This is a genomic window from Acidobacteriota bacterium (assembly GCA_016196035.1).
Classification (GTDB): domain Bacteria; phylum Acidobacteriota; class Blastocatellia; order RBC074; family RBC074; genus JACPYM01.
The window spans coordinates 50,446-71,098 of record JACPYM010000054.1; the positions used below are offsets into that span (position 1 = coordinate 50,446).

Annotated in this window: 13 protein-coding genes; 11 read left to right on the plus strand and 2 right to left on the minus strand. The window is 58.1% G+C overall.

What is annotated here, in order from left to right; translation table 11 throughout:
• Positions 1–8 precede the first annotated feature (8 nt).
• From HY011_16245 to HY011_16260, 4 genes are all read left to right on the plus strand, one after another.
• Complete coding sequence (locus HY011_16245; protein ID MBI3424485.1) at positions 9–491, plus strand: GNAT family N-acetyltransferase; 483 nt, start codon at positions 9–11, stop codon at positions 489–491.
• 328 nt (positions 492–819) lie between these two features.
• Positions 820–1,653 (plus strand): DUF1460 domain-containing protein, encoded by an 834-nt coding sequence (locus HY011_16250; GenBank protein MBI3424486.1) that lies wholly within the window; start codon positions 820–822, stop codon positions 1,651–1,653.
• Positions 1,654–1,902: 249 nt separating this feature from the next.
• Entirely contained in the window at positions 1,903–3,789 is a 1,887-nt protein-coding gene (locus HY011_16255) for a glycoside hydrolase family 9 protein (protein MBI3424487.1), read from the plus strand.
• Positions 3,790–4,087: 298 nt separating this feature from the next.
• Positions 4,088–5,023 (plus strand): sugar phosphate isomerase/epimerase, encoded by a 936-nt coding sequence (locus tag HY011_16260; GenBank protein ID MBI3424488.1) that lies wholly within the window; start codon positions 4,088–4,090, stop codon positions 5,021–5,023.
• A gap of 124 nt (positions 5,024–5,147) precedes the next feature.
• Here HY011_16260 and HY011_16265 read toward each other — a convergent pair whose 3' ends face one another.
• Together HY011_16265 and HY011_16270 are read right to left on the minus strand one after the other, a co-directional pair.
• Positions 5,148–7,295 (minus strand): hypothetical protein, encoded by a 2,148-nt coding sequence (locus HY011_16265; GenBank protein ID MBI3424489.1) that lies wholly within the window; start codon positions 7,293–7,295, stop codon positions 5,148–5,150.
• Between the two features lie 165 nt (positions 7,296–7,460).
• Positions 7,461–11,327, minus strand: coding sequence for a carboxypeptidase regulatory-like domain-containing protein (locus HY011_16270; protein MBI3424490.1), 3,867 nt, complete (start codon positions 11,325–11,327; stop codon positions 7,461–7,463).
• 510 nt (positions 11,328–11,837) lie between these two features.
• Between HY011_16270 and HY011_16275 the strand changes: the two genes are divergently transcribed.
• From HY011_16275 to HY011_16305, 7 genes are all read left to right on the plus strand, one after another.
• Positions 11,838–12,182 (plus strand): BMC domain-containing protein, encoded by a 345-nt coding sequence (locus HY011_16275; protein ID MBI3424491.1) that lies wholly within the window; start codon positions 11,838–11,840, stop codon positions 12,180–12,182.
• 13 nt (positions 12,183–12,195) lie between these two features.
• Positions 12,196–12,615: a clan AA aspartic protease gene (locus HY011_16280; protein ID MBI3424492.1), complete on the plus strand. Its 420-nt coding sequence runs from the start codon at positions 12,196–12,198 to the stop codon at positions 12,613–12,615.
• Positions 12,616–12,621: 6 nt separating this feature from the next.
• Positions 12,622–14,361, plus strand: a complete 1,740-nt coding sequence (locus tag HY011_16285) for an aldehyde dehydrogenase family protein (protein ID MBI3424493.1) — start codon at positions 12,622–12,624, stop codon at positions 14,359–14,361.
• Between the two features lie 146 nt (positions 14,362–14,507).
• A complete protein-coding gene (locus HY011_16290; GenBank protein MBI3424494.1) occupies positions 14,508–15,410 on the plus strand; it encodes a prohibitin family protein in 903 nt (300 codons plus the stop codon).
• Positions 15,411–15,507: 97 nt separating this feature from the next.
• Positions 15,508–18,936, plus strand: a complete 3,429-nt coding sequence (locus tag HY011_16295; GenBank protein ID MBI3424495.1) for an SWIM zinc finger family protein — start codon at positions 15,508–15,510, stop codon at positions 18,934–18,936.
• A 175-nt stretch (positions 18,937–19,111) separates the two neighbouring features.
• Positions 19,112–20,017 (plus strand): methyltransferase domain-containing protein, encoded by a 906-nt coding sequence (locus HY011_16300; protein ID MBI3424496.1) that lies wholly within the window; start codon positions 19,112–19,114, stop codon positions 20,015–20,017.
• 288 nt (positions 20,018–20,305) lie between these two features.
• Positions 20,306–20,644, plus strand: coding sequence for a hypothetical protein (locus HY011_16305; protein MBI3424497.1), 339 nt, complete (start codon positions 20,306–20,308; stop codon positions 20,642–20,644).
• Positions 20,645–20,653 lie beyond the last annotated feature (9 nt).

Consider the following 20,653-nt stretch of genomic DNA (forward strand, 5'->3'; position numbering starts at 1 on the left):
AAGAATCTATGCTGAATGATTTGCCTTTTCGCCAAGCTGCGCCAACTGACGCCGAGGCCATCGCTGCCCTCGTCAATGCCGCCTTCCGTGTCGAGCGCTTCTTTATAGACGGCGACCGCACGAATCCTGACCACATCCGCACACAGTTACAAGCCGGTGTCTTTTTGCTGGCGGAAGAGCGCAGCCAACTCATCGGTTGTGTCTATGTTGAGTTGCGTGGCGAACAAGGTAAGCAAGGCTACTTCGGCTTGTTGGCGATTGATCCGGCGCGGCAAAAGACGGGGCTGGGCAAACGTTTGGTGATGGCAGCCGAAGATTACTGCCGCGCGGCGGGCTGTCGTGAGATGGAATTGCAAATCGTGAATGTGCGGGAGGAATTGCCGGGTTTTTACCAGCGGCTGGGCTATCACGAGACGGGCACGGCGCCGTTCAGGGCCAATCATGAACCGCTGCTTCCCTGTCACTTCGTCAAGATGTCGAAGCTGCTTTAGCGCGCCACATGCTCACGGTTCCCGATCACAAAGGGCGTGCGTCAGAGTTTTGCACAAAGGCAAAACGGGCGGCGGCGGTGCGCGTAGCGCAACCTGCCGAGGTTGCGCCGCTTGACAGCTACGGCCAAGGCTTCACTTGCGACACCGCACAACCTCGGCAGGTTGCGCCACTTGCGCTGCAACGTTCGTTTCCGCCTGCGCAAAACTTTGACGCGCACCCGATCACAAACTTGCGGTATCCAGTCCGCTCGTTTCCGGGTAAACTTGGCCGACTGCCGGGCAGCGATCAAGCCCAAGCTGACGACTGAAGCAAGCACACGAGGTAAGCATGCGGTTCAAACAGAGTTTGTTTTTCACGGCTGGTTTTTTGGCGCTCAGTTTCAGCGCCGCCGGCCAGCAGCACACCGCGCGGCCACGCACGGTGGTGCATTCGCCCGCCCCAGTTACTACGATGGATGCGGGGAATCTGAACACCGCGCGCACCTTGCTGGCGGCAGCGCGAGCCACCGCGACGCTTGGTGACCGGGCGCAAAGCATCTCGGCGCACTTGATCGGCGCGCCTTATCTGCTCAATCCGCTGATTGGTTCACCGACTGAGCCCGAACAACTGGTCACGCGCTTCGATGGGTTCGATTGCGTGACGTTTGTCGAGACGGTCTTGGCGCTGGCGGTTTCGCATAGGGCCGAAGAGTTCCCCGCCAAGCTGCGCGAAATCAGGTATGAAAATGGCCGCGTGGATTACCGCGCGCGATTGCATTATATGACCGCTTGGTCGCGCTATCAGGTGCAACGCGGCTTTTTGCATGACCTCACCAGCGGGCCGGGCACGCTGGAAAGAACTGTCACCTTGAGCGTTGTGCCGGGCATTCCGCCCAAACAGATAAGCTTTCGCTATTTTCCCAAACAGGAACTTGACCGCGTCAGCAAATGGCTGGCGAATGGCGATCTGATTTTTTTTGTTGCGCCGCACCAAGACCTCGACGTTTATCACGTCGGACTGGTTTTTCGTGAAGGCGGCAAATTGCTGGTGCGGCACGCGCGGCAACAGCGCGGCCAGGTGATTGAGCAACCGCTGGCGGGCTTTATCAGGCTGATGCAAGGGACGGGGTTTATGATTTACCGCCCGGTTGAAAATACAGCCGACCTCAGACCAACACATTGACACCTGGCAATGCGCTACGAGACGACGCCACGCACGTACTGCGGTGCTGGCCGCTTGGTGCCAGTGCGCAGTAAGGTGCAAAGATTTTTTTCGACAACGGCTTTGCTGTGCCAGTAACAAGCACGGCGGCAACTCACTCAACAATGGCTGAGTTGCGCGCCATTCGGGCGCGCACAACTCAGCGCTGATTCCCCCTCGCAACAACAATCCAACTCCCCCTCCGGATGAAATTCAGCAGGAGCAGAAACGATGCTGCGTGCTTGGCGTGTGCTGGGGGGATTCCTTTGTTTGTGGCTGGCAGCGAATGCGTATGCCGCGCCGCTCGGTCAACCATCCGTGCAAATTCACGTTGATCAATTCGGCTATTTGCCCGCGCTGAAGAAAGTCGCGGTGATTGCCGAAGCAGCGCTGAACAATGCGAACGCAAGCGGCTATCAGCCAGGCACGATGTTTGAAATCCGCCGCAGCGTCGATAACCGCGTGGTGTTGCGCAGCCAGCCAAGCGTCTGGCGGCAAGGTGCGGTGCACGCGCAATCGGGCGACCGCGTTTGGTGGTTCGATTTTTCGGCGCTGACGCAAACGGGCGAGTATTACGTTTATGATCCGTCGAATGCGTTGCGCTCCGACAGCTTTCGCATCGGCGTGGATGTTTATCGGTCGGTCTTGCAACAGGCGACGCGCATGTTTTTTTATCAACGTTGCGGTCACGCCAAACAACAGCCCTTTGCTGATGCGCGTTGGGCCGATAGCGCCTGCCATTTGGCTGACCGACGCGCCCGTGACGTGCACGCCCCCCACGACGCCGCGACCGAACGCGATTTGAGCGGCGGCTGGCACGATGCGGGTGATTACAACAAATACACCATCCTCACGGCAGAGACACTGTCAGATTTGCTCTTCGCCTTCAGCAACAATCGCGCTATCTGGGCAGACGATTTCAATCTGCCCGAATCCGGCAACGGCGTGCCCGATTTGCTGGACGAGATCAAATGGGAATTGGATTGGCTGTTGCGGATGCAAAACCGCGACGGGTCGGTGCTGACCAAACTCTCCGCCGCCGATTTTCAAAGCGCTGCGCCGCCCAGCGCCGATGCGACGGTGCGCTATTACGGCGCAGCCAGCACCTCGGCCACGTTGGCGGCGGCGGTCTCGTTTGCACACGCGGCGCTGGTCTATCGCGAATACATGCCAGCCTATGCTGAACGGCTGGAATCGGCGGCAGGCCGTGCGTGGCGTTGGGCTGCGGCACATCCTGACATGCTTTTTGACAACGCCGGATTCGGCAGCGAGAGCACCGAGGTCAACGCCTATCAACGCGCGATGTTCAAACTGGCCGCCGCCATTTATCTATCGGCCTTGACTGGCGCGGCGGACTACGGCGTTTACGTCGAGGCTCATCTGCGCACGACCCATGCGTTGCAATGGGATTACTGGCATTGTTACGAAGCGCTGCTGCAAGATGCGCTTTGGTTTTATGCGGACTTGCCGAACGCGCCTGCCAAGACGGCGCAAACGCTGCGCGCGAGTCACGCCAGCGCCTTGCGCGGGCCAGACTTTCTGGCGGCGTTTCAGCAAGGGACGGACGCCTATCGCGCGTATCTGAAAGACGATTGTTACACCTGGGGCAGCAACCGCTTGAAAAGCCATCTCGGTCTGCTCTTTTTCCAACAAGCGACTCAATCAGCAACAGACGCGGCGCTGTATCGCGAAGCGGGCGCGCAGTATTTGCATTACCTGCACGGCGTCAATCCGCTGGGGCTGGTTTATCTGACGAATATGCGCGAGTACGGCGCGGCCAACTCGCTCAATGAAATCTTTCATCGTTGGTTCCGCAATGGCAGCGTGTGGGACAACGCCGCGACTTCGCCGCGCGGCCCCGCGCCCGGCTTTCTGTCGGGCGGGCCGCATCGCACGTTTGCGCCTTCGCCGGAATACCAAGGCACACTCCTAACCAATTTGCATCATCAGCCGCCCCAACGCGCCTATCTGGATTGGAACGGCGACTGGCCGGAAAATTCGTGGGAGCTGACCGAACCGGCGATCTATTATCAGGCCGCTTATCTGCATCTGCTGGCCACCACGCTCACGCAATACCAGGCGGCTCCGCCCAGCACCGCGCTCATTTCGCAGCGTTGAGTTGGCCCGTGGCTCTGGCAAAGTCCTCAAAACATCTGGCAAAGACCTTTGGCTGACTCCTGATTCCTGACTCCTGACTCCTGATTCCTGACAAAGTGAAAATCAGCCGAGATTTTTAGGTAGGCAGGAATCAGGAGTCAGGAATCAGGAGTCAGCCAAACCGTTCGAGCGCTCGCGCTGGCGACTTTGCAAGAGCACTGGTTGAGTTGGAGGATTCTGGCGCAAGCGCGCGCTCATCGGCCATAATGCGTTTGCAGTTCGCATTCACATCACTTCATTCCCGGAGGCTTCACCAACGATGACCGCTCGACGCGACTTTCTCAAACTTGCCAGCAGCGCGGCTGTGAGCAGCGCTATTCTCACAGACCGGACCACCCAAGCAGCCGTCACTGAGACTGGTTTCAAAGGCCAAGTCATTCTCTTTTCCAAGCACCTGCCACAACTCGATTGCGCGCAATTGGCGCATGCGGTCAAAACGCTGGGCTTCGCGGGCGTAGACCTGACCGTGCGGCCCGGCGGCCACGTCTTGCCCGAACGTGTGACGGAGGACTTGCCCAAGGCCGTGGCAACGATTCGTGCTGCCGAATTGAGCGTGCCGATGATCACGACCGGTCTGGTGTCGGCCAGCGAGCCGACGGCCAAACCGATCTTGAGCGCGGCGGGCAAGGCGGGCATTCCCTTTCTCAAACCGGGTTACTGGAAATATCAGTTCAGCGACGTCCGGCAGGAGTTGGCGAAATTCGCCGCTGAATTTCGCGGTCTGGTGGAGTTGGCGAAACAGAACGGTGTGCAACTCGGCTTCCACAATCACGAAGGCAATCTGGGCGGGCCGCTGTTGGACGTAGTCAACACAATAGACACCCTGGATGCCAAGAGCGCTGGATATTACTTCGACGTGCGGCACGCCGTCGTCGAAGGCGGCGGCGCGGGCTGGAAGATCGCCTTCAACCTGATCGCCCCGCGTTTGAAGATGATCGCGGTCAAGGATTTTTACTGGGAGAAAACCGCCAAGGGCTGGAAGATCATCAACTGTCCGCTCGGCGCAGGCATGGTGGATTGGCAGGCGTATTTCAAACTGCTGCAACAAGCCAATTTCGCCGGGCCAATCTCGCTGCATTTGGAATACGAAATCGGCGGCGCGACTAAAGCAGCGGTAGAGGAGAATACGCTCGCGGCGGCGCAGCGGGATTTGGCGTTTGTGCAGGCGCGGTTGAAGGAGGCTTACTTGAGTTGAGGTTGCGCACTCTGGCGCGCCTGTTGAGCATCAAAGATAACGGCAGGCAAAAAGCCGACGCCGCCAGCTTGACAAGCAAGCTGGCGGCGTCGGCTTTTGATGGATGGAATGCGAGGCCGTTGGGTTAATAGCCGCAGCGTCCATTGAGTAAGGACCACATGTTAGCCAACTCATCGTAATCCTGCTGCCGGTTTTCGCGAATGGCCAGCACCGTTTGGTTCATCAACGTGTCGAGCAAGCTTTCGGGCGTGAAAACCATGCTGTTGCTCAGCGCCACCGAGGAGAAGCTGACTTGCGAACAGCGCAGCGGACTCCAGAAGACATTGAAGACGACCGGCGAACCCGGCCCGCCCGCGAGCGAAAGGCTCAGTTGCGCCGTCACGAATTCACGATTGAGCCGCTGTTGCGCGCTCGGCCCACCCTGCAAAATACCGCGAATCGCGGTGAGACTGTTCTGAATCCCCATCGGATTGTTGCTGTTATAACCCGCCGCCAGCACCGTGCCGCCCGGCCAATAGCGGAAGTTGTTCAGCAGGTATTGCGTCGAGCGCCAGCACACCGTGTCGCACTTCACGTTGTTCGGCGTGGGGGTTGGTGTCGGCGTGGGCGTGGGTGTCGGGCCAGTGCATTGCTCGCCAAAGTTGTAATTGGCGCCTTGCCCCAACGAGGCCAGGGGAATGTTGGCGAACATATCGTTCGTGGTAATGCCGCCCAGTGTGCCGACGGTGTCTTTGCCATCCGTCGCGCCCGCCGGTTGCGTTTCGGTGATCTTGAAGACGCCCGGCATCAGGTTGGGGAAGATGTAAAAGCCATTGGCATCGGTGGCGGTCGTTTTGTTGACCACGCCATTGATGTCATTACCGGTCAGCGTGATTGGCACGCCGCTCAAGGCCGGTTCGCCAGCCTCTTTGAGACCGTTGTCGTTGAGGTCGCAATAGACGAAGCCGGAAAGGCTGCCGGGCAAGGGTTGCACGGGCGGCGGCGGCAGGCAGGCATCGCAGACCAGCGCGCACATGCGGCCCGTCGGATACCAGCCGAAATCGCCGATGGTGATGCTTTCGCCATCACCATGATTGGCATCGAAGAGTTCACCGACGCGTTTCACGACCGCCGCGATATGCACGATGGAAATCGTGCCGGGCCAGCCCGCGCGCTTGAGTTCGACGACGTATTGCAAACAATCCATCAGGCGTGACGAGTTCATTGAGAAAATCGCCGTGATGGTCTGCGTCGTGCGGCCGCTCACCGCGTCGCCGGTAAACGGAATGAACGATCCCACATGAAGTTGCCCCTGCCCCTGCGCGTAAAGCTGCACGTCGGGGGCGAGTTGATTCAGGATCACGCCCTTCGCTTCGGCGGCGACGGTGAACATGGCGACCACAAAGGAACCGCTGCCATCGGGCTTTTGCAGCGAGAGCGTGATCATGTCATCCACCACGTCACCGCTGGAGCGAATCTGGAAGAACAGGTCCCAGAGGCTCTCGGCGCAGGTCGCCGCCCGCACCGAACTATTCGGGGTCGAGTAAGAGAAGGCGTAAATACTATTATTTTTGAAGCCGGGGTAAGGCGTATAGAAATAGCCGCTGGCCTGCGTCACTGCCGCCGTCGCGGGAGCAGGCGGTTGCACATTCAACACCAGCGGCGTTGGGAGTTGGAACACGTCGTCCGCCGATTCATTGTTGTACGGATGGCCGTGCACAAGTGCGGGAATGCGTAGGGACAAGCTGCCGGGCGCCTCTGCCACCGAACTGCCAAAAGTCAGCAAACCGGAACCGTCGTAAACCGGCGTTAAGCAAACATTGACGCCCAGCGCGATGATCGTTTGTCCCTGAATCCAGGTGCCGCTCACCAGCCTCAATTTCGCGCCGCCAATCTGGATGGACTCGTAAGGGGCGAAGGCGCTCACGATGCCGCAAATTTGCGGCGCGCCCGCGTTGGCGGCGACCCCCTCGGCGCTGGCGATCTGGCCCGCCGTGTTCAAACAGAAGGTCGCGCAAACATTGGCGCTCACGGCAAAACCGTTCAATGACGCGCCCGTCGCGATGATGAAGCGTGCGCCACCGATGGTCACGACGCCGCTGCTCACAGCCGTGGCGGCTTGAAATTCGGTGACCGTTCCACAGACTTTGGTTTGGGGTGGTGGAAAGTCCTTTGCGCCGTTTTGAACGGCTGAGGCTGCGCCGACTGACGATGTCTTGAAACCTGGGGCCAAAGCCAGCAAGGTTAAGCATAGCGCCAGCGCGGCGGTGAAGAGTGTAGTTTGTGCTTTCATTTAATTCTTAACTCCTGTAAGTCGGTAGTCGGTTGTCGGTTGTCAGTAGTCAGTAGTCAGTAGTCAGCCTTAGACATTTGGGTTAGCCGCCATTGCCACAATTTTTACTTTGGCGCTTTGACAACCGACAACCGACAACCGACAACCGACAACCAACAACTTTTCTCAGCATCTGCCATTCAATTGAGCGAGTAGATTGGCCAGCGCTTGAAAATCGGCTGACCGGTTTTCCCGGATGGCGGCCTGGACTTGTAACATCAAGTCATTGAGCAGCGTTTCCGGGGTGAAGACAAAGCCATTAGTTAATGTTACCGGGGTAAAATTCAAACCGGAGCAGCGCAACGGACTCCAATACGAATTGAACACCACCGGCGAACTGGTGCCGCCCGCATTGGCCAAATTCAATTGCACGGCGATGAATTCGCGGTTGAGCTGCTGCATCGGCGTAATGCCGCTTTGCAAAGCATTTTGAATTGCCTGCACGTTGCGTTGAATGCTGACAGGGTTGTTGAAATTGAAGCCCATGATGATGAGCGTGCCGTTGGGCAAACGATTCAGCCGGAAGAGCCAATCGCGGGCATCGCGGAAACAGATCGTGTCGCATTTGATCGGCATGCACTGCTCGCCAAAGTTGTAATCAACGCCGATATTCGCGTTGACATTGATGTTGGCGATCATATCGTTCGTCACCACGCCGCCCAGTGAACCCGCCATGTCCGCGCCATCCACATTGCCCGGCGGTTGCGTTTCGGTCAGCTTGTAAGTGCCGGGCAACAAATTGGGGAAGGTGTAAGCCCCAGTCGCATTGCTGATCGCCAGGCGATTGACCGCGCCATTGGCATCAGTGCCAGTCAGCGTGATCGCCACACCCGCAATGCCGTTTTCGTTGCCCTGTTTGAGGCCATCGCCGTTGTAATCGCAATACACAAACCCGCTCAGGCTACCCAAACAGCCTTCGCCGAAGTTGTAATTCACGCCCACGCCATTTTGCGGCAGGGTGATATTTGAGATTTGATCGTTCGCCAGCGTGCCGCCCAAACTGCCGACAGCGTCGAGTCCGTCGGTGAAACCTGCCGGTTGCAGTTCTTTGATGGTGTACGTGCCCGGACGCAGATTTGAGAAGCTGTACGAGCCGCTGGCGTCGGTCGCGGTCGAGAGATTGACCGGCCCTTGCGAATCCGTGCCCATCAATTGAATCGTGACACCCGGCACGCCGCCTTCGCCCGCCTGTTTGACGCCGTCATTGTTGGTGTCGCAGTAAACGAAGCCGGATAAGCCGCCGTTGCAGCCTTCGCCGAAGTTATAGTTGATGCCGTTGCCGTTGTTGTTGAGCACGATGGCCGAGATGGCATCGTTCGCCAGCGTGCCGCCCAGCGAACCCACGGCATCGAGGCCATCGGCATAACCGGCGGGCTGGGTTTCTGTCAGGGTGTATGTGCCGGGTTGCAGATTGATAAAGCTGTACGCACCGTTCGCGTCGGTCGTCGCCATTGCGTTGACGGGGCCTTGCGCATTCGTGCCGGTCAGCGTGACCTTGACGCCTGCAATGCCCGGCTCGCCCGCTTGTTTGAGGCCGTCGCCATTGCCGTCGCAATACACAAAGCCGGATAAACCGCCGTTGCAGCCTTCGCCAAAGTTGTAATTCTGGCCGACGGCGTTATTCACATTGATGGCCGAGATGGCATCATTCGCCAGCGTGCCACCCAGCGTGCCCACGGCATCCTTGCCATCGGCGTAACCAGCCGGCTGGGTTTCGGTGACCGTGTAAGTGCCCGGTTGCAGATTGCCGAAGACGAACGCGCCGTTGCCATCGGTCGCCATCGTCAAGTTGACATTGCCTTGCGCGGTCGTACCGGTGAGCGTGATCGTCACACCCTGAAGGCCCGCTTCGCCCGCCTGTTTCACGCCATCGTTATTGCCGTCGCAGTACACAAACCCGCTCAGACTGCCGTTGCAGCTTTCGCCGAAGTTGTAATCAGCGCCGCTCGTGGTGCTGACCTGGATATTGGAAATCACGTCATTGCCCAACGTTCCGCCCAGAGTGCCGACCGCGTCCAAACCGTCTACGTACCCGGCCGGTTGCGTTTCGGTGATGGCATAGGTTCCAGGCTTGAGCGTATTGAAGCTGTAGGCGCCGTTGGCATCCGTGGTAGTCGTCAAGCTGACGGCGCCATTCGTATCGGTGCCAGTCAATTTGACCGTGACGCCCGCGAGTCCAACTTCGCCTGCCTGCTTGATGCCGTCGTTGTTGCTGTCGCAATACGCAAAGCCAGCCAAGCTGACGGGCGGCGGCAATTGATTGCAAGGGGTGCAAACCGCGCCGCAGGGTTTGCCGGTGGGATAGACGCCCAAGCCGCCCGTTTGCATGCCTGTGCCATCCGCAACCGTGTTGGGCAGGCGTTTGACCACGGTTTGCAGCGGCACGAAACTCAGCATGCCCGCGCCGCCCGTCCGTTTCAGGTCAATGCCAAGTTGGAAACAGCCGTCCAGCGGCGTGCGGCGATCCATCGAAAAGATGATCGTGATCGGCGGCGTGAAAATGCCGGCATTGCCCAGGGACAGCAATGAAGGAATGAAATAACCCGGCGACAACCCATTCCCCGAGACGTAAAGCGACACAAACGGATTGACGGAGTTGATGACAAAGCCGCCGTTTTGCACTGTGAACATCGCGATCACTTGCGGGTTGGCGCTGTTCGGGCTTTGCAAATACAGCTTAACCATGTCGCCGTCCGTCGCTCCCTTGGCCGACAGCGCAAAGATGAAATCCCAAAAACTGTCTGAGCAAGAAAGCGCTGTGACCGTGGTATTGGGCGCCGAGGCCGTCAGACCTTTGACATTGCTCAGACCGAATTGATTGAGCACGCCGCTCAACGGCAACACCCCGACGCCGCTGGCATTGGAGGCCGAAACCGTAAAGACCGACAGTTGCGGCAAGAAAAAGGTGTCATCCTCATTCGTATCGTTAATCGTCCCGTGCACAACGGTCGGCACGGTAATTTGCGGGCATTCGCCAATGCCGTTTTTGACCGCCGACCCATTAGCGATTTGGCCGTTGACCAGCACCAATTCAAGACAGGCGTCTACGCCGGGTTGAATCAGATTTCCGTCTGTGATGATGTTGTTTGCGGCAATGGGGAAAGCGGCGCCGGCGATGCGGATAAACCCGGCGTTGGATAAATCGCTCTTGCGGTATTCGCTGACCACGCCGCACACGCGCAATTTTCCATCACCATTTGGCGCGGCAGAGGCCGGGTTGATCACGCGCCCAAAGGCATCCTGAAAGAGCAGCATACATTGATTCTGCCCAACGCTTAACCCGCCAATGGTCGTGCCAGGTGCAGTCGTTAGGAAGATGCCACCGAGATTAAGCAAACCCTGCGTGTTACTGGTGGCCGCCGTATAAGCATTGACATTGCCACAGACAGCGAGTTGTTTCGGCAAATTGACGATGGCCGCGCTCGGCGTCACGATTTGGCCCTGGGCATTACGCGTGGCGGTCAAACAGATGTTCGCGCCGGCAACCAGGCTGGCTTCGCTTTTAATGGTCGTGTCAGTCATGATTTGAAAGGACTGTCCCGCGATCTTCAACACCCCCGGCGCGTTGAACGTGGCGGCTTGATACTCTTCCAGACCGCCGCACAGCGTGACGACAGAGCCCGTCACCGCACTCGGCAACGTCACCTGCCCGGCATTGTCGAACGTGAGATCGAAACAGAGCACCGCATTGACGGCGATCAGAGCTTGCCCGCCGATCACGATGCCGGGCGCGAGAGCATAAGTGGTGTTATTGATGCGTAACGAACCTGGCGTGGTGGAAGTGGCCGGTGTATAGCTGAGAATCTGTCCGCACACATTGACTGCGGTTTCACGCGGTTTTTTCTTCCCGGTGGCGCTGCCAGCACTAGCGGATTGCGAGGATTGCTGAAAGGCAAAAATCAACAGGGCGCATGCAAACAACAAGGCGCCACGCCACAGACGGGCCGGTAAGGGACGCGGTTGAAACAAACTGGAAAATAACCTGACGGCCATCACGTAATGATCTCCCTGAAGCACAAACACGTGCCGAGCCAGGCGCACGCACTCCCCTGCCACGAACAGTGAGGCAGCGCGCTGACAATTCGCTAGCGTTGAGTTATCAATTGATACGGGGTTGTTACTAAAGCACTGAGGGGCACGGCTGATACGGGGGAACCCAGCCGACCGCGATCCACAAGCACGCTCAAATAGCTGTTGAGCCTGAAATTAGCTGCCGGAATAAAAGGGATCGCGGGAATTACGTCGCGAGCCGTAGTCTACGGATTTCATCCTAAAGCGTCTACACATTTCAGCTTGGAACGGGGATTTTAATGTGCTGAAGGCATTGATTTTAATCTTCTTGCAGAGGATTGGCGTGCCGCTTGTGCCGGGGGTGGGCTGCGATTATGATGCTCTCCGCATTGATTCAGCTTCATCACAATTCAGAGGCAATTCAAGAGGCAATTCAAGTAACTCGCTATTCCCGCGAAAACATCTTCGCGGCTACTTTCCGAAGGAGTCACCATGAGTATGGAAGCGCTCGGCATGGTCGAGACAAAAGGATTTGTTGGCGCGGTCGAAGCCGCCGACGCAATGGTTAAAGCCGCCAATGTCGTCTTGATTGGCAAAGAATACATCGGGGCAGGCTTCGTCACGATTTTTGTGCGCGGCGATGTCGGCGCCGTCAAAGCGGCCACCGATGCGGGCGCGGCGGCGGCCCGGCGCGTCGGCGAACTCGTCTCGGTGCACGTCATTCCGCGCCCGCATATCGAAGTCGAGCGCGTATTGCCGGGCGGTTACAAAGCCGGTTCGCAATTGGCGGGCGGCGAACCGAAAGCGCTCGGCGATGGCGGCGCGGGCAAGCAGTAGTCAGGAGGTTTCTATGGGCGAAGTGGTCGTGCAGTTGCACCTCGAAAATGCGGTGGATCGGGAGTTAGCTAGACGAGGTCTAATCAAAGAAGAGGAAGTACGTGAGTTGGAGACCCCCGCTATTGCTGATTCAGGAGCGCGAATGCTGCTGCTACCGCAAGAGCAAGTGGAAGCACTTGGTTTGCGAGAAATGCGCAAAGCTATTGTGAAGTATGCGGATGAGCGTAAAGAAGAACGTCTCGTGGCAGGCATCGTCACCGTGACGGTCAATAACCGCCAGGCAAACGTGGAATGCGTGATACGCCCGCTAGCTTGCGAAGCTTTATTGGGACAAGTTCCCCTTGAGGTAATGGATTTGCTGGTGGATTGCGCTGAACAGAAACTCGTTCCGCGCCCGGAATCACCCATCTTGCCTTTGCTCAAATTTTACTAGACGCGCATGCCCGACAAAGACCTGCAATCCATTCAAGCCGCCCGCGATCTGGTCGAAGCAGCACACCGCGCGCAAGCCGTTGTCGCCACCTTTGACCAAGCCCGCATTGACGCGATTTGCGAAGTCATGGCGCAAGCGGCGCAACGCGAATCCATGCGGCTGGCGCAACTGGCGCACGATGAAACCGGCTATGGCAACGCGGCGGACAAGCACGTCAAGAATCTCTTTTCCGCCGTCAACGTCCACAACTATTTCAAAGGGCTGAAAACCGTCGGCGTCGTGCGCGATAACGGCTCCGTGGTTGAAATCGCGGCCCCGCGCGGCGTGGTGGCGGCGATCATTCCTTCGACCAATCCGACCTCGACGGCGATCTTCAAAATCCTGATTTCGATCAAATCGCGCAACGCGGTCGTGCTCAGTCCGCACCCTTCGGCCACGCGCTGCGTTGTCGAAGTCGCCCACGTGATGCGCGCCGCCGGGGTACAAGCCGGGCTGCCAGCCGAAGCCATCGGCTGTATCGAACTCACCACGCTCGAAGGCACCGAAACGCTGATGAAGCACAAACACACCGCCGTCATTCTGGCGACCGGTGGGTTAGGGCTGGTGCGCGCGGCCTATTCGTCCGGCAAACCGGCCTTTGGCGTCGGCCCCGGCAATGTGCCCGCGCTGATCGAACGCACGGCGGACGCGGCCAAGGCTGTGCGCGATATTCTGGCCGGGACGTGTTTTGATTTCGGCACGATCTGTGCTTCTGAGCAAGCGATGGTGGTGGACGCGCCGCTCGATGCGGAAGTGCGCGCCCAACTCGCCGCACAAGGCGCTTGTTTCTTGAATGCCACGCAGGCTGACGCGCTGGCCAAACTCGTGGTTGGCCCAAATCGCCATCTCAATCCGAAGATTGTCGGCAAACCGGCGACCTTGTTGGCCGAGTGGGCGGGCATTAGCGTGCCGTCAAACACACGCTGTTTGATTGCCGAGGGCGGCGGCGTGGGGCGCGACTATCCGCTTTCCATCGAAAAGCTTTCGCCGATTCTGGCCTATTACGTGGTGGATGGTTTGGCAGCGGGCAGCAAGCTCTGCGATGAGATTTTGCATTTCGGCGGGATGGGGCATACGGCTTCGATCCACACGCGCAATCGTGAGGCGGCGTTGCAGTACGGCGCGTTGATGCCCGCCGCGCGCGTGGTCGTCAATTCGCCTTCGACGCACGGGGCGATTGGATTCTCGACCGACCTGGCGCCTTCGATGACCTTGGGTTGCGGTTCGTGGGGCGGCAATGTGACTTCCGACAACATCTCGCCGCTGCATTTGATGGACATCAAACGCGTGGCGTTTGAGACGCGGCCTGTCACATCAGGCGCAACAAATGCCCCGCTGACGGCGGCTACGGCGGCGCAGGTTGATGGATCGGTCATTGCGGCGTTGGTGGATAAACTGTTTGCGGCGCGCCAATTCGCGCCTGCCGCGCCAGCGCCACCGGCGAATGCCAAGCCAAACCCTCATCCGGGCACAGGCGCGGCTCCTGTTGTCGTGCCGCCCGCGCCCGCGCCCGCACCCGCCAAGGCAACGCAGAAAGAGGCCGCCGAGAAGCCGAAGCCGAAAGCCGTGGACTTTGTTTGCGAAGAGGATGTGAAACGGGCGCTGGCTCGTAACGAGAAGATTTTTGTCAACGCCAAGACGATCATCACGCCCGCCGCCCGCGATGTGGGCAACGAGCGTGAAATCTTCGTTAAGACCGTTGGCTAGTTCGCGCAGACGCGTAACGTTTGCTGGTACCGCTCACCTAACCAAACACGATTGAGCAACGCGGCAAGCTGATGGAACGCCCTTGCTTCAAGCGAATAAATGGCCCCCCCATCGGCATTGCCCTCCAACCTTGATAAGAGGTGTCTATGTCAGCAAACTTTTCCAATTTTGAAAACTTCGGCAAACAGGCCCATCTGGGCGGCGGCGGGTTGCGCAAACTCGTCTACCTGGTGCTCGGGTTTTTCCTCCTGATCGTCTTTTTCTCCACCTTCAAAACAGTACCGGCGGGGTATCGCGCGGTGGTCTTCAACAACATTACCGGCGGCTTGGGCGCGCGGGGCGAAGGCCTGACGCTGTTGATTCCTTTCACGCAAACCGCAACTCTCTATGATGTGCGCACCTCAACCTACACGATGAGCCGGATGACTAACGAAGGGCAGGTGCGGGGCGATGATTCGGTGCAAGCGCTGACCAGCGATGGGCAGGAAGTCGCGGTGGATGTCTCGATTCTTTATCACCCCGACCCGACCAAGATTGTGCTCTTGCACCGCGAGATCGGCCCCGATTACGAAGCCAAAATCGTGCGCCCCTCGGGCCGCAGCGTCACGCGCACTTCGGTCAGCAAATACGCCGTGATTGATGTCTATGGGGCAAAGCGCTCGGAAATTCAGAACGAAGTGCAGACGGAACTGAAGGTGCTCTTCGATAAAAGCTACCTGATCCTGGATAGCCTGCTGGTGCGCAACGTGGACTTTTCGCCCGAATTCAAAAAGGCCATCGAATTGAAGCAGATTGCGCAACAGGAGTCCGAGCGCAAGAAGTACGAACTCGAAAAAGAGAAGATCGAAAAAGAGCGCAAGATCGTCGCCGCCGAAGGCGATGCCGAGGCGATCAAGCTGCGCGGCGACGCGCTCTCGCGCAATCCGGCGCTGATCCAATACGAATACGTCCAGAAAATCACGCCGGGTGTTCAAACGATCATCACCGATGGCAAATCCATCCTGAGCTTGGGCGATATAGTTCGCGGCAACGGGGGCAAGGGCAAGTAATTGCCCGCTTGCCTTAGAACACATTGAGTTGACAGGATTGGGAGCCGCCGCGAAAATCCCGGCAGCCTAACCAATCCTGTTTTTGTGTTGTTACACGATGAAGAAATACCTTGAGAAACAGTTGGCCGAGTACTTCGATCCGGGGGTGCGCGGGCGCGGTGAAGCCTATAAACGATCAAGTGCCGTGCGCATCAAGCGTGGCGATATGTGGCACGTCGCGGCCCAGGTGCACGGCGGCGACAATTACGAGATCGAACTCGAACGCGAAGACGACAATATCGAGGTGCGGTGCGCGTGCCCTTACTTTCAAGATCGCGGGCCGTGCAAACATATTTGGGCCGTGCTGCTCACGGCAGATAACTACGGTTACTTGATTGGCGACGGGTTATACCGCCCGGTGACGTTGACTGAAGCCGGTTATGAGGGCGACCTCGATGAGAAATTAGACGAGGAATTCGCCGATTTTGATGATGAAGACGACGCTGACGAATTGCCGCGCGGCCCCCTGCGCAGCGCGCTGGCCATGCTCAAATCGGTCATTGCCAAGCCCGCTCAACCGGTGAAACCTGCCACGCTGGTTCCGCCCGTCCCGCCCAAGCCCAGCGTGCCCAGTTGGAAAGAGCAGTTGGCCGCGATGGGCAAAACACCGGCGGGGGCGCCGGTCATCGTCCCCACGAATGATTGGCCCAGCACACGCGAAGTGATTTATGTGCTGGACGTGCAAGCCACGCTCAACGGCCACGATTTCGTGCTCGAAATCTTTTACCGCGACCAGCGCAAAGATGGCAGTTGGGGCACGACTAAATCCAAACGCTTCGCGCGTTCCGTGCTCGCCCACATCAACGATCCGCGCGACCGCCAGGTCTTCGCCCTGCTGGCCGGCGCCAAAGAACATCACGGCTATTACAGCTACGGCTACTATGGCAGCTACGATCAAATGCCCACGCAGGTGCGCCTGCCCGAGCCGCTGCCCGACATGATTCTGCCGGTGATTTGCCAATCGGGGCGTTGCCGCTTGCGCTTGACGCCGGGTTCGCAGGAACACACCTGGCTCAAAATTGCTTGGGATGACGGCGTGCCATGGGAATTCCGCCTGGAAGTCGCGCCCGTGCCCGAAGGCTGGGAATTGAAAGGCGTGTTGCGGCGCGACGCAACGCAAATGGAATTAAAAGAACCGCTGCTCTTACATCAGAGCGGGTTCGTCTTCACGCGCACGCACGCCGCGCGCTTGAATGATCGCGGCGCCTTTCAGTGGATCGCGCTGTTGCGCAAAGCCGAGCGCGTCGTGATCCCTTACGAACAGCGCGAAGAGTTGCTGCAAGAATTGCTGCGCTATCCCGAACTGCCCCCGCTCGATCTGCCCGAAGATTTCAAATACGAGGAAGTCTCGCTCACGCCGCGCCCCTTGCTGACCATCAGAAAACCGAACAAAACACCATACAACAACAATCAGGAACGCTTGCGCGGCAAGCTGACCTTTGATTACGACGGCGCGGTGGTCGCGACCGACGACGCGCGGCGCGGCATTTATCAGTCCGAACAAGGCCGCTTCCTCATCCGTGACCGCGCCTTTGAACAACAGGCCGCGACGCTCTTGTATGACCTCGGTTTCCGCTTCAAACCAAGCGATTATTACAACAAAGAGGCCGGTTGGGATTTGGCTCCGTCCAAACTGCCGCGCGCCGTGCGCACCTTAATCGGCGCGGGCTGGCACGTCGAAGCCGAGGGCAAAGTCTTTCACAGTCCTGGCGAGATGAAGATTCAAGTCAGTTCGGGCATTGACTGGTTCGAATTGCACGGCACGGTGGATTACGGTGCGCTCTCGATCAAGCTGCCCGCCTTGCTCGCCGCGCTGCAACGCGGCGACAACATGGTCAAACTCGATGACGGCACCTTTGGCCTGCTGCCCGAAGAATGGCTCGGCAAATTCGGCCTGCTCGCCGGTTTGGGCAAGGCGCAAGACGATCATCTGCGCTTCACCAAAAGCCAAATCGGCGTGCTCGACGCCTTGCTGCTGGCGCAACCCAAAGCCAGCGCCGACGAAGTCTTTCAACACGCCCGCGATCAACTGCAACGCTTCAACGGCATCGAACCCGTAGACCCCACGCCTGGCTTCATCGGCGAGTTGCGCGGCTATCAACGCGAAGGCCTGGGCTGGCTGCACTTCCTGCGCGGCTTCAATTTCGGCGGTTGCCTGGCGGATGACATGGGCCTGGGCAAAACCGTGCAGGTGCTGGCGCTGCTGGAAGCGCGCCGGGCCGAACGCGATGGCGAAAAGGGCGGCGGCATCGTGCCCTCGCTGATCGTCGTGCCGAAATCGCTGGTCTTTAACTGGCGGCAGGAGGCCACAAAATTTGCGCCGCAGTTGCGCATCCTGGATCACACCGGCCAAGCGCGGAACAAAGAGGGCGAGAACTTTGGCGAATACGACGTGATCCTGACGACCTACGGCACGCTGCGCAACGACGCGGTCACGTTCAAGGATTTGCAGTTCGACTACATCATTCTCGACGAAGCCCAAGCCGTCAAAAATGCCGACACCGCTTCGGCCAAAGCCGTGCGCCTGTTGCGGGGCAATCACAAACTCGCGCTGAGCGGCACGCCGGTTGAAAATCATCTGGGCGAATTGTGGAGCATGTTCGAGTTCCTCAACCCCGGCATGCTCGGTGCGGCGTCGGTCTTCAAACTCACCGGCGCCGCCGCGCGCAACCCTGACGAAGAAACGCGCAAGATGTTGGCCCAGGCGCTGCGCCCGTTCATCCTGCGCCGCACCAAAGAACAGGTCGCCAAAGATTTGCCGCAAAAGCTCGAACAAACGCTCTTTTGCGAACTGGAGCCGAAGCAGCGCAAGCTTTACAACGAACTGCGCGACCATTACCGCAACAGTCTGTTGAACCGCCTCGATGTCGTCGGCCTCAAGAAATCCAAGATTCAAATTTTGGAAGCCCTGCTGCGCCTGCGCCAGGCCGCCTGCCATCCCGGCCTGATTGACAAAAAACGCATTGACGAATCGTCGGCCAAGCTCGATCTGTTGCTGACCAACCTCAGCGCCGTGCTCGACGAAGGCCGCAAGGTGCTGATCTTTTCGCAATTCACCTCGCTGCTCGCCATCGTCAAAGGCCATCTCGACAAGGACGGCATCGAGTATGAATACCTCGACGGCAAGACGTCATCCAACGAACGGCAGGCGCTCGTCCAACGCTTTCAAACCAACCCTGACAGCAAGTTGTTTTTGATTAGTCTCAAAGCCGGTGGCCTCGGTTTGAATCTGACAGCGGCAGAGTATGTCTACCTGCTCGACCCCTGGTGGAACCCGGCGGTCGAAGCCCAGGCGATTGACCGTGCCCACCGCATCGGCCAGGTGAATCAAGTCTTCGCCTATCGCCTCATCGCGCGCGACACGGTCGAAGAGAAAGTGCTGGCCTTGCAAAACACCAAACGCGATTTGGCGGATGCGATCATCAATGCCGACAACAGCCTGATTCGGAATCTGGGCAAGGAAGATTTGGAATTGTTGTTATCGTAGAAGCCGTGACGCAAGAGCGCTGCCTAAAGCGGCTTGACTGATTCCTGACTCCTGCTAGCTTGAAAATCAGCCGACATTATTAAGCTAGCAGGAGTCAGGGTAGTGTCTTTGGCGGGCGTATTGAGGACTTTGCCAAAGGCCTGCGGAGTTGTTGAGATAAAAAGCGATGCTCAAAATGTATGGGAATCAAAATCACGCGGGCAGCACACCTGATTTTTGGGAGGAAAATTGGGCGGCCGGCCAGTTTGAAGACTCGGTCAGATTTTGCGCGGTTGATCCGTTGCGACCGCTTTTTGAAAAATACCTGCGCCCGGCTTCGCTAATGCTCGAAGGCGGCTGCGGGATGGGACATTACCTCGCCTATTACGCCGCGCGCGGTTTCTCGGTGGTGGGGCTGGATTTTGCCGAACAAGCCCTAAAAACGCTGCACAAACGCCAGCCGCAACTGCCGCTTTCCTGCGGCGATGTTGCGCAAATGCCGTTTGCCGACAAAACCTTCGACCTTTATTACTCGGGCGGCGTGGTCGAGCATTTCGAGGCGGGCGCGGAAAAATCTCTGGCGGAAGCGCGGCGCGTGTTGAAGGACGAGGGCGTCCTGCTCATCAGCGTTCCCTATTACAATCCGCTGCGCCGCGTCCTCGCGCCGTTTCGCCAACGCGATTGGCGTGTGGTGCGCGAAGCGGCAACAGACGAACAAGAGTTTTTCAGCGGAAAGAAGTTTTTTCAATACGCCTATCGTCCTTCGGAGTTTGAAAAAATGCTGGACGCGGCAGGGCTGAAAGTCCTCGAAAAACAGGGTTATGCCATTTTGTGGGGCCTTTATGAACTGCCGTTTCTCAAGCGCAACACCCAAAACAAAACTCCCGCTCCCGTTTCTGCCTTGCCCATAAGAAAGACTGTGACAGCAGTCAACCTTGACGAACTAATCAAAGACCGGCCCGCTTCGTTCGCAAAACGCCTTGCCGTAAATGAAGACGACGCGCTTCCGGTTTTAGGTTGGAGCGTTAAGTTTATGCGCTGGGCCGCAGCGAATATGATGATGTACGTCTGTGTCAGTAAAGAGTCGAAATTTTACGGGTGAGCTACTCGGTACTCCGGTAACTAAGTTTTCTGGCCGTTAGCCTCAACAGAGATCGCGGCGTATCTATACAAGCAAGCTAATGGTCAATTTGCTGGCCGTTACAAGCAGGCAGTAGAATGCGTCCCTGTTGCAACACGCATTAACAATCAACCCGGAGTAAAACTGATGGGCTATTCAAATTGGCAGACCGATGAAAAAGAGCGCCGCCGCCATGATGATTTTGCGGACGCGACGGCGTATGGCGAACTTGAGCGTAAAGCGCGTGGCGCGGGCGGCACTTCGGGTGGCATTTTTGAATTCCTGCTGGGTCTGGCGCTGGCGATTGGCGGCGGCTACCTGTTTATGAATCAAGTCACCGTTACCAGCAGTTTCTGGACGCTCTGGGGTTATAACGCGTTTGGGTTGACGTTGCTGCCACTTTTGATCGGCATCGGCCTGCTCTTTTTCAACGGGCGTTCCAAGGCCGGTTGGCTGCTCACCTTTGGCGGCGCAGTCATCATTGTCATCGGCATCATTGCGAATCTGACGGTGTATTGGCAATCCACCAGCCTGTTCAACACGCTAATCATCTTTACCCTGCTGGCGAGCGGTCTCGGTCTGGTCGCGCGCTCACTGAAAGAACATTGAATTCGCGGG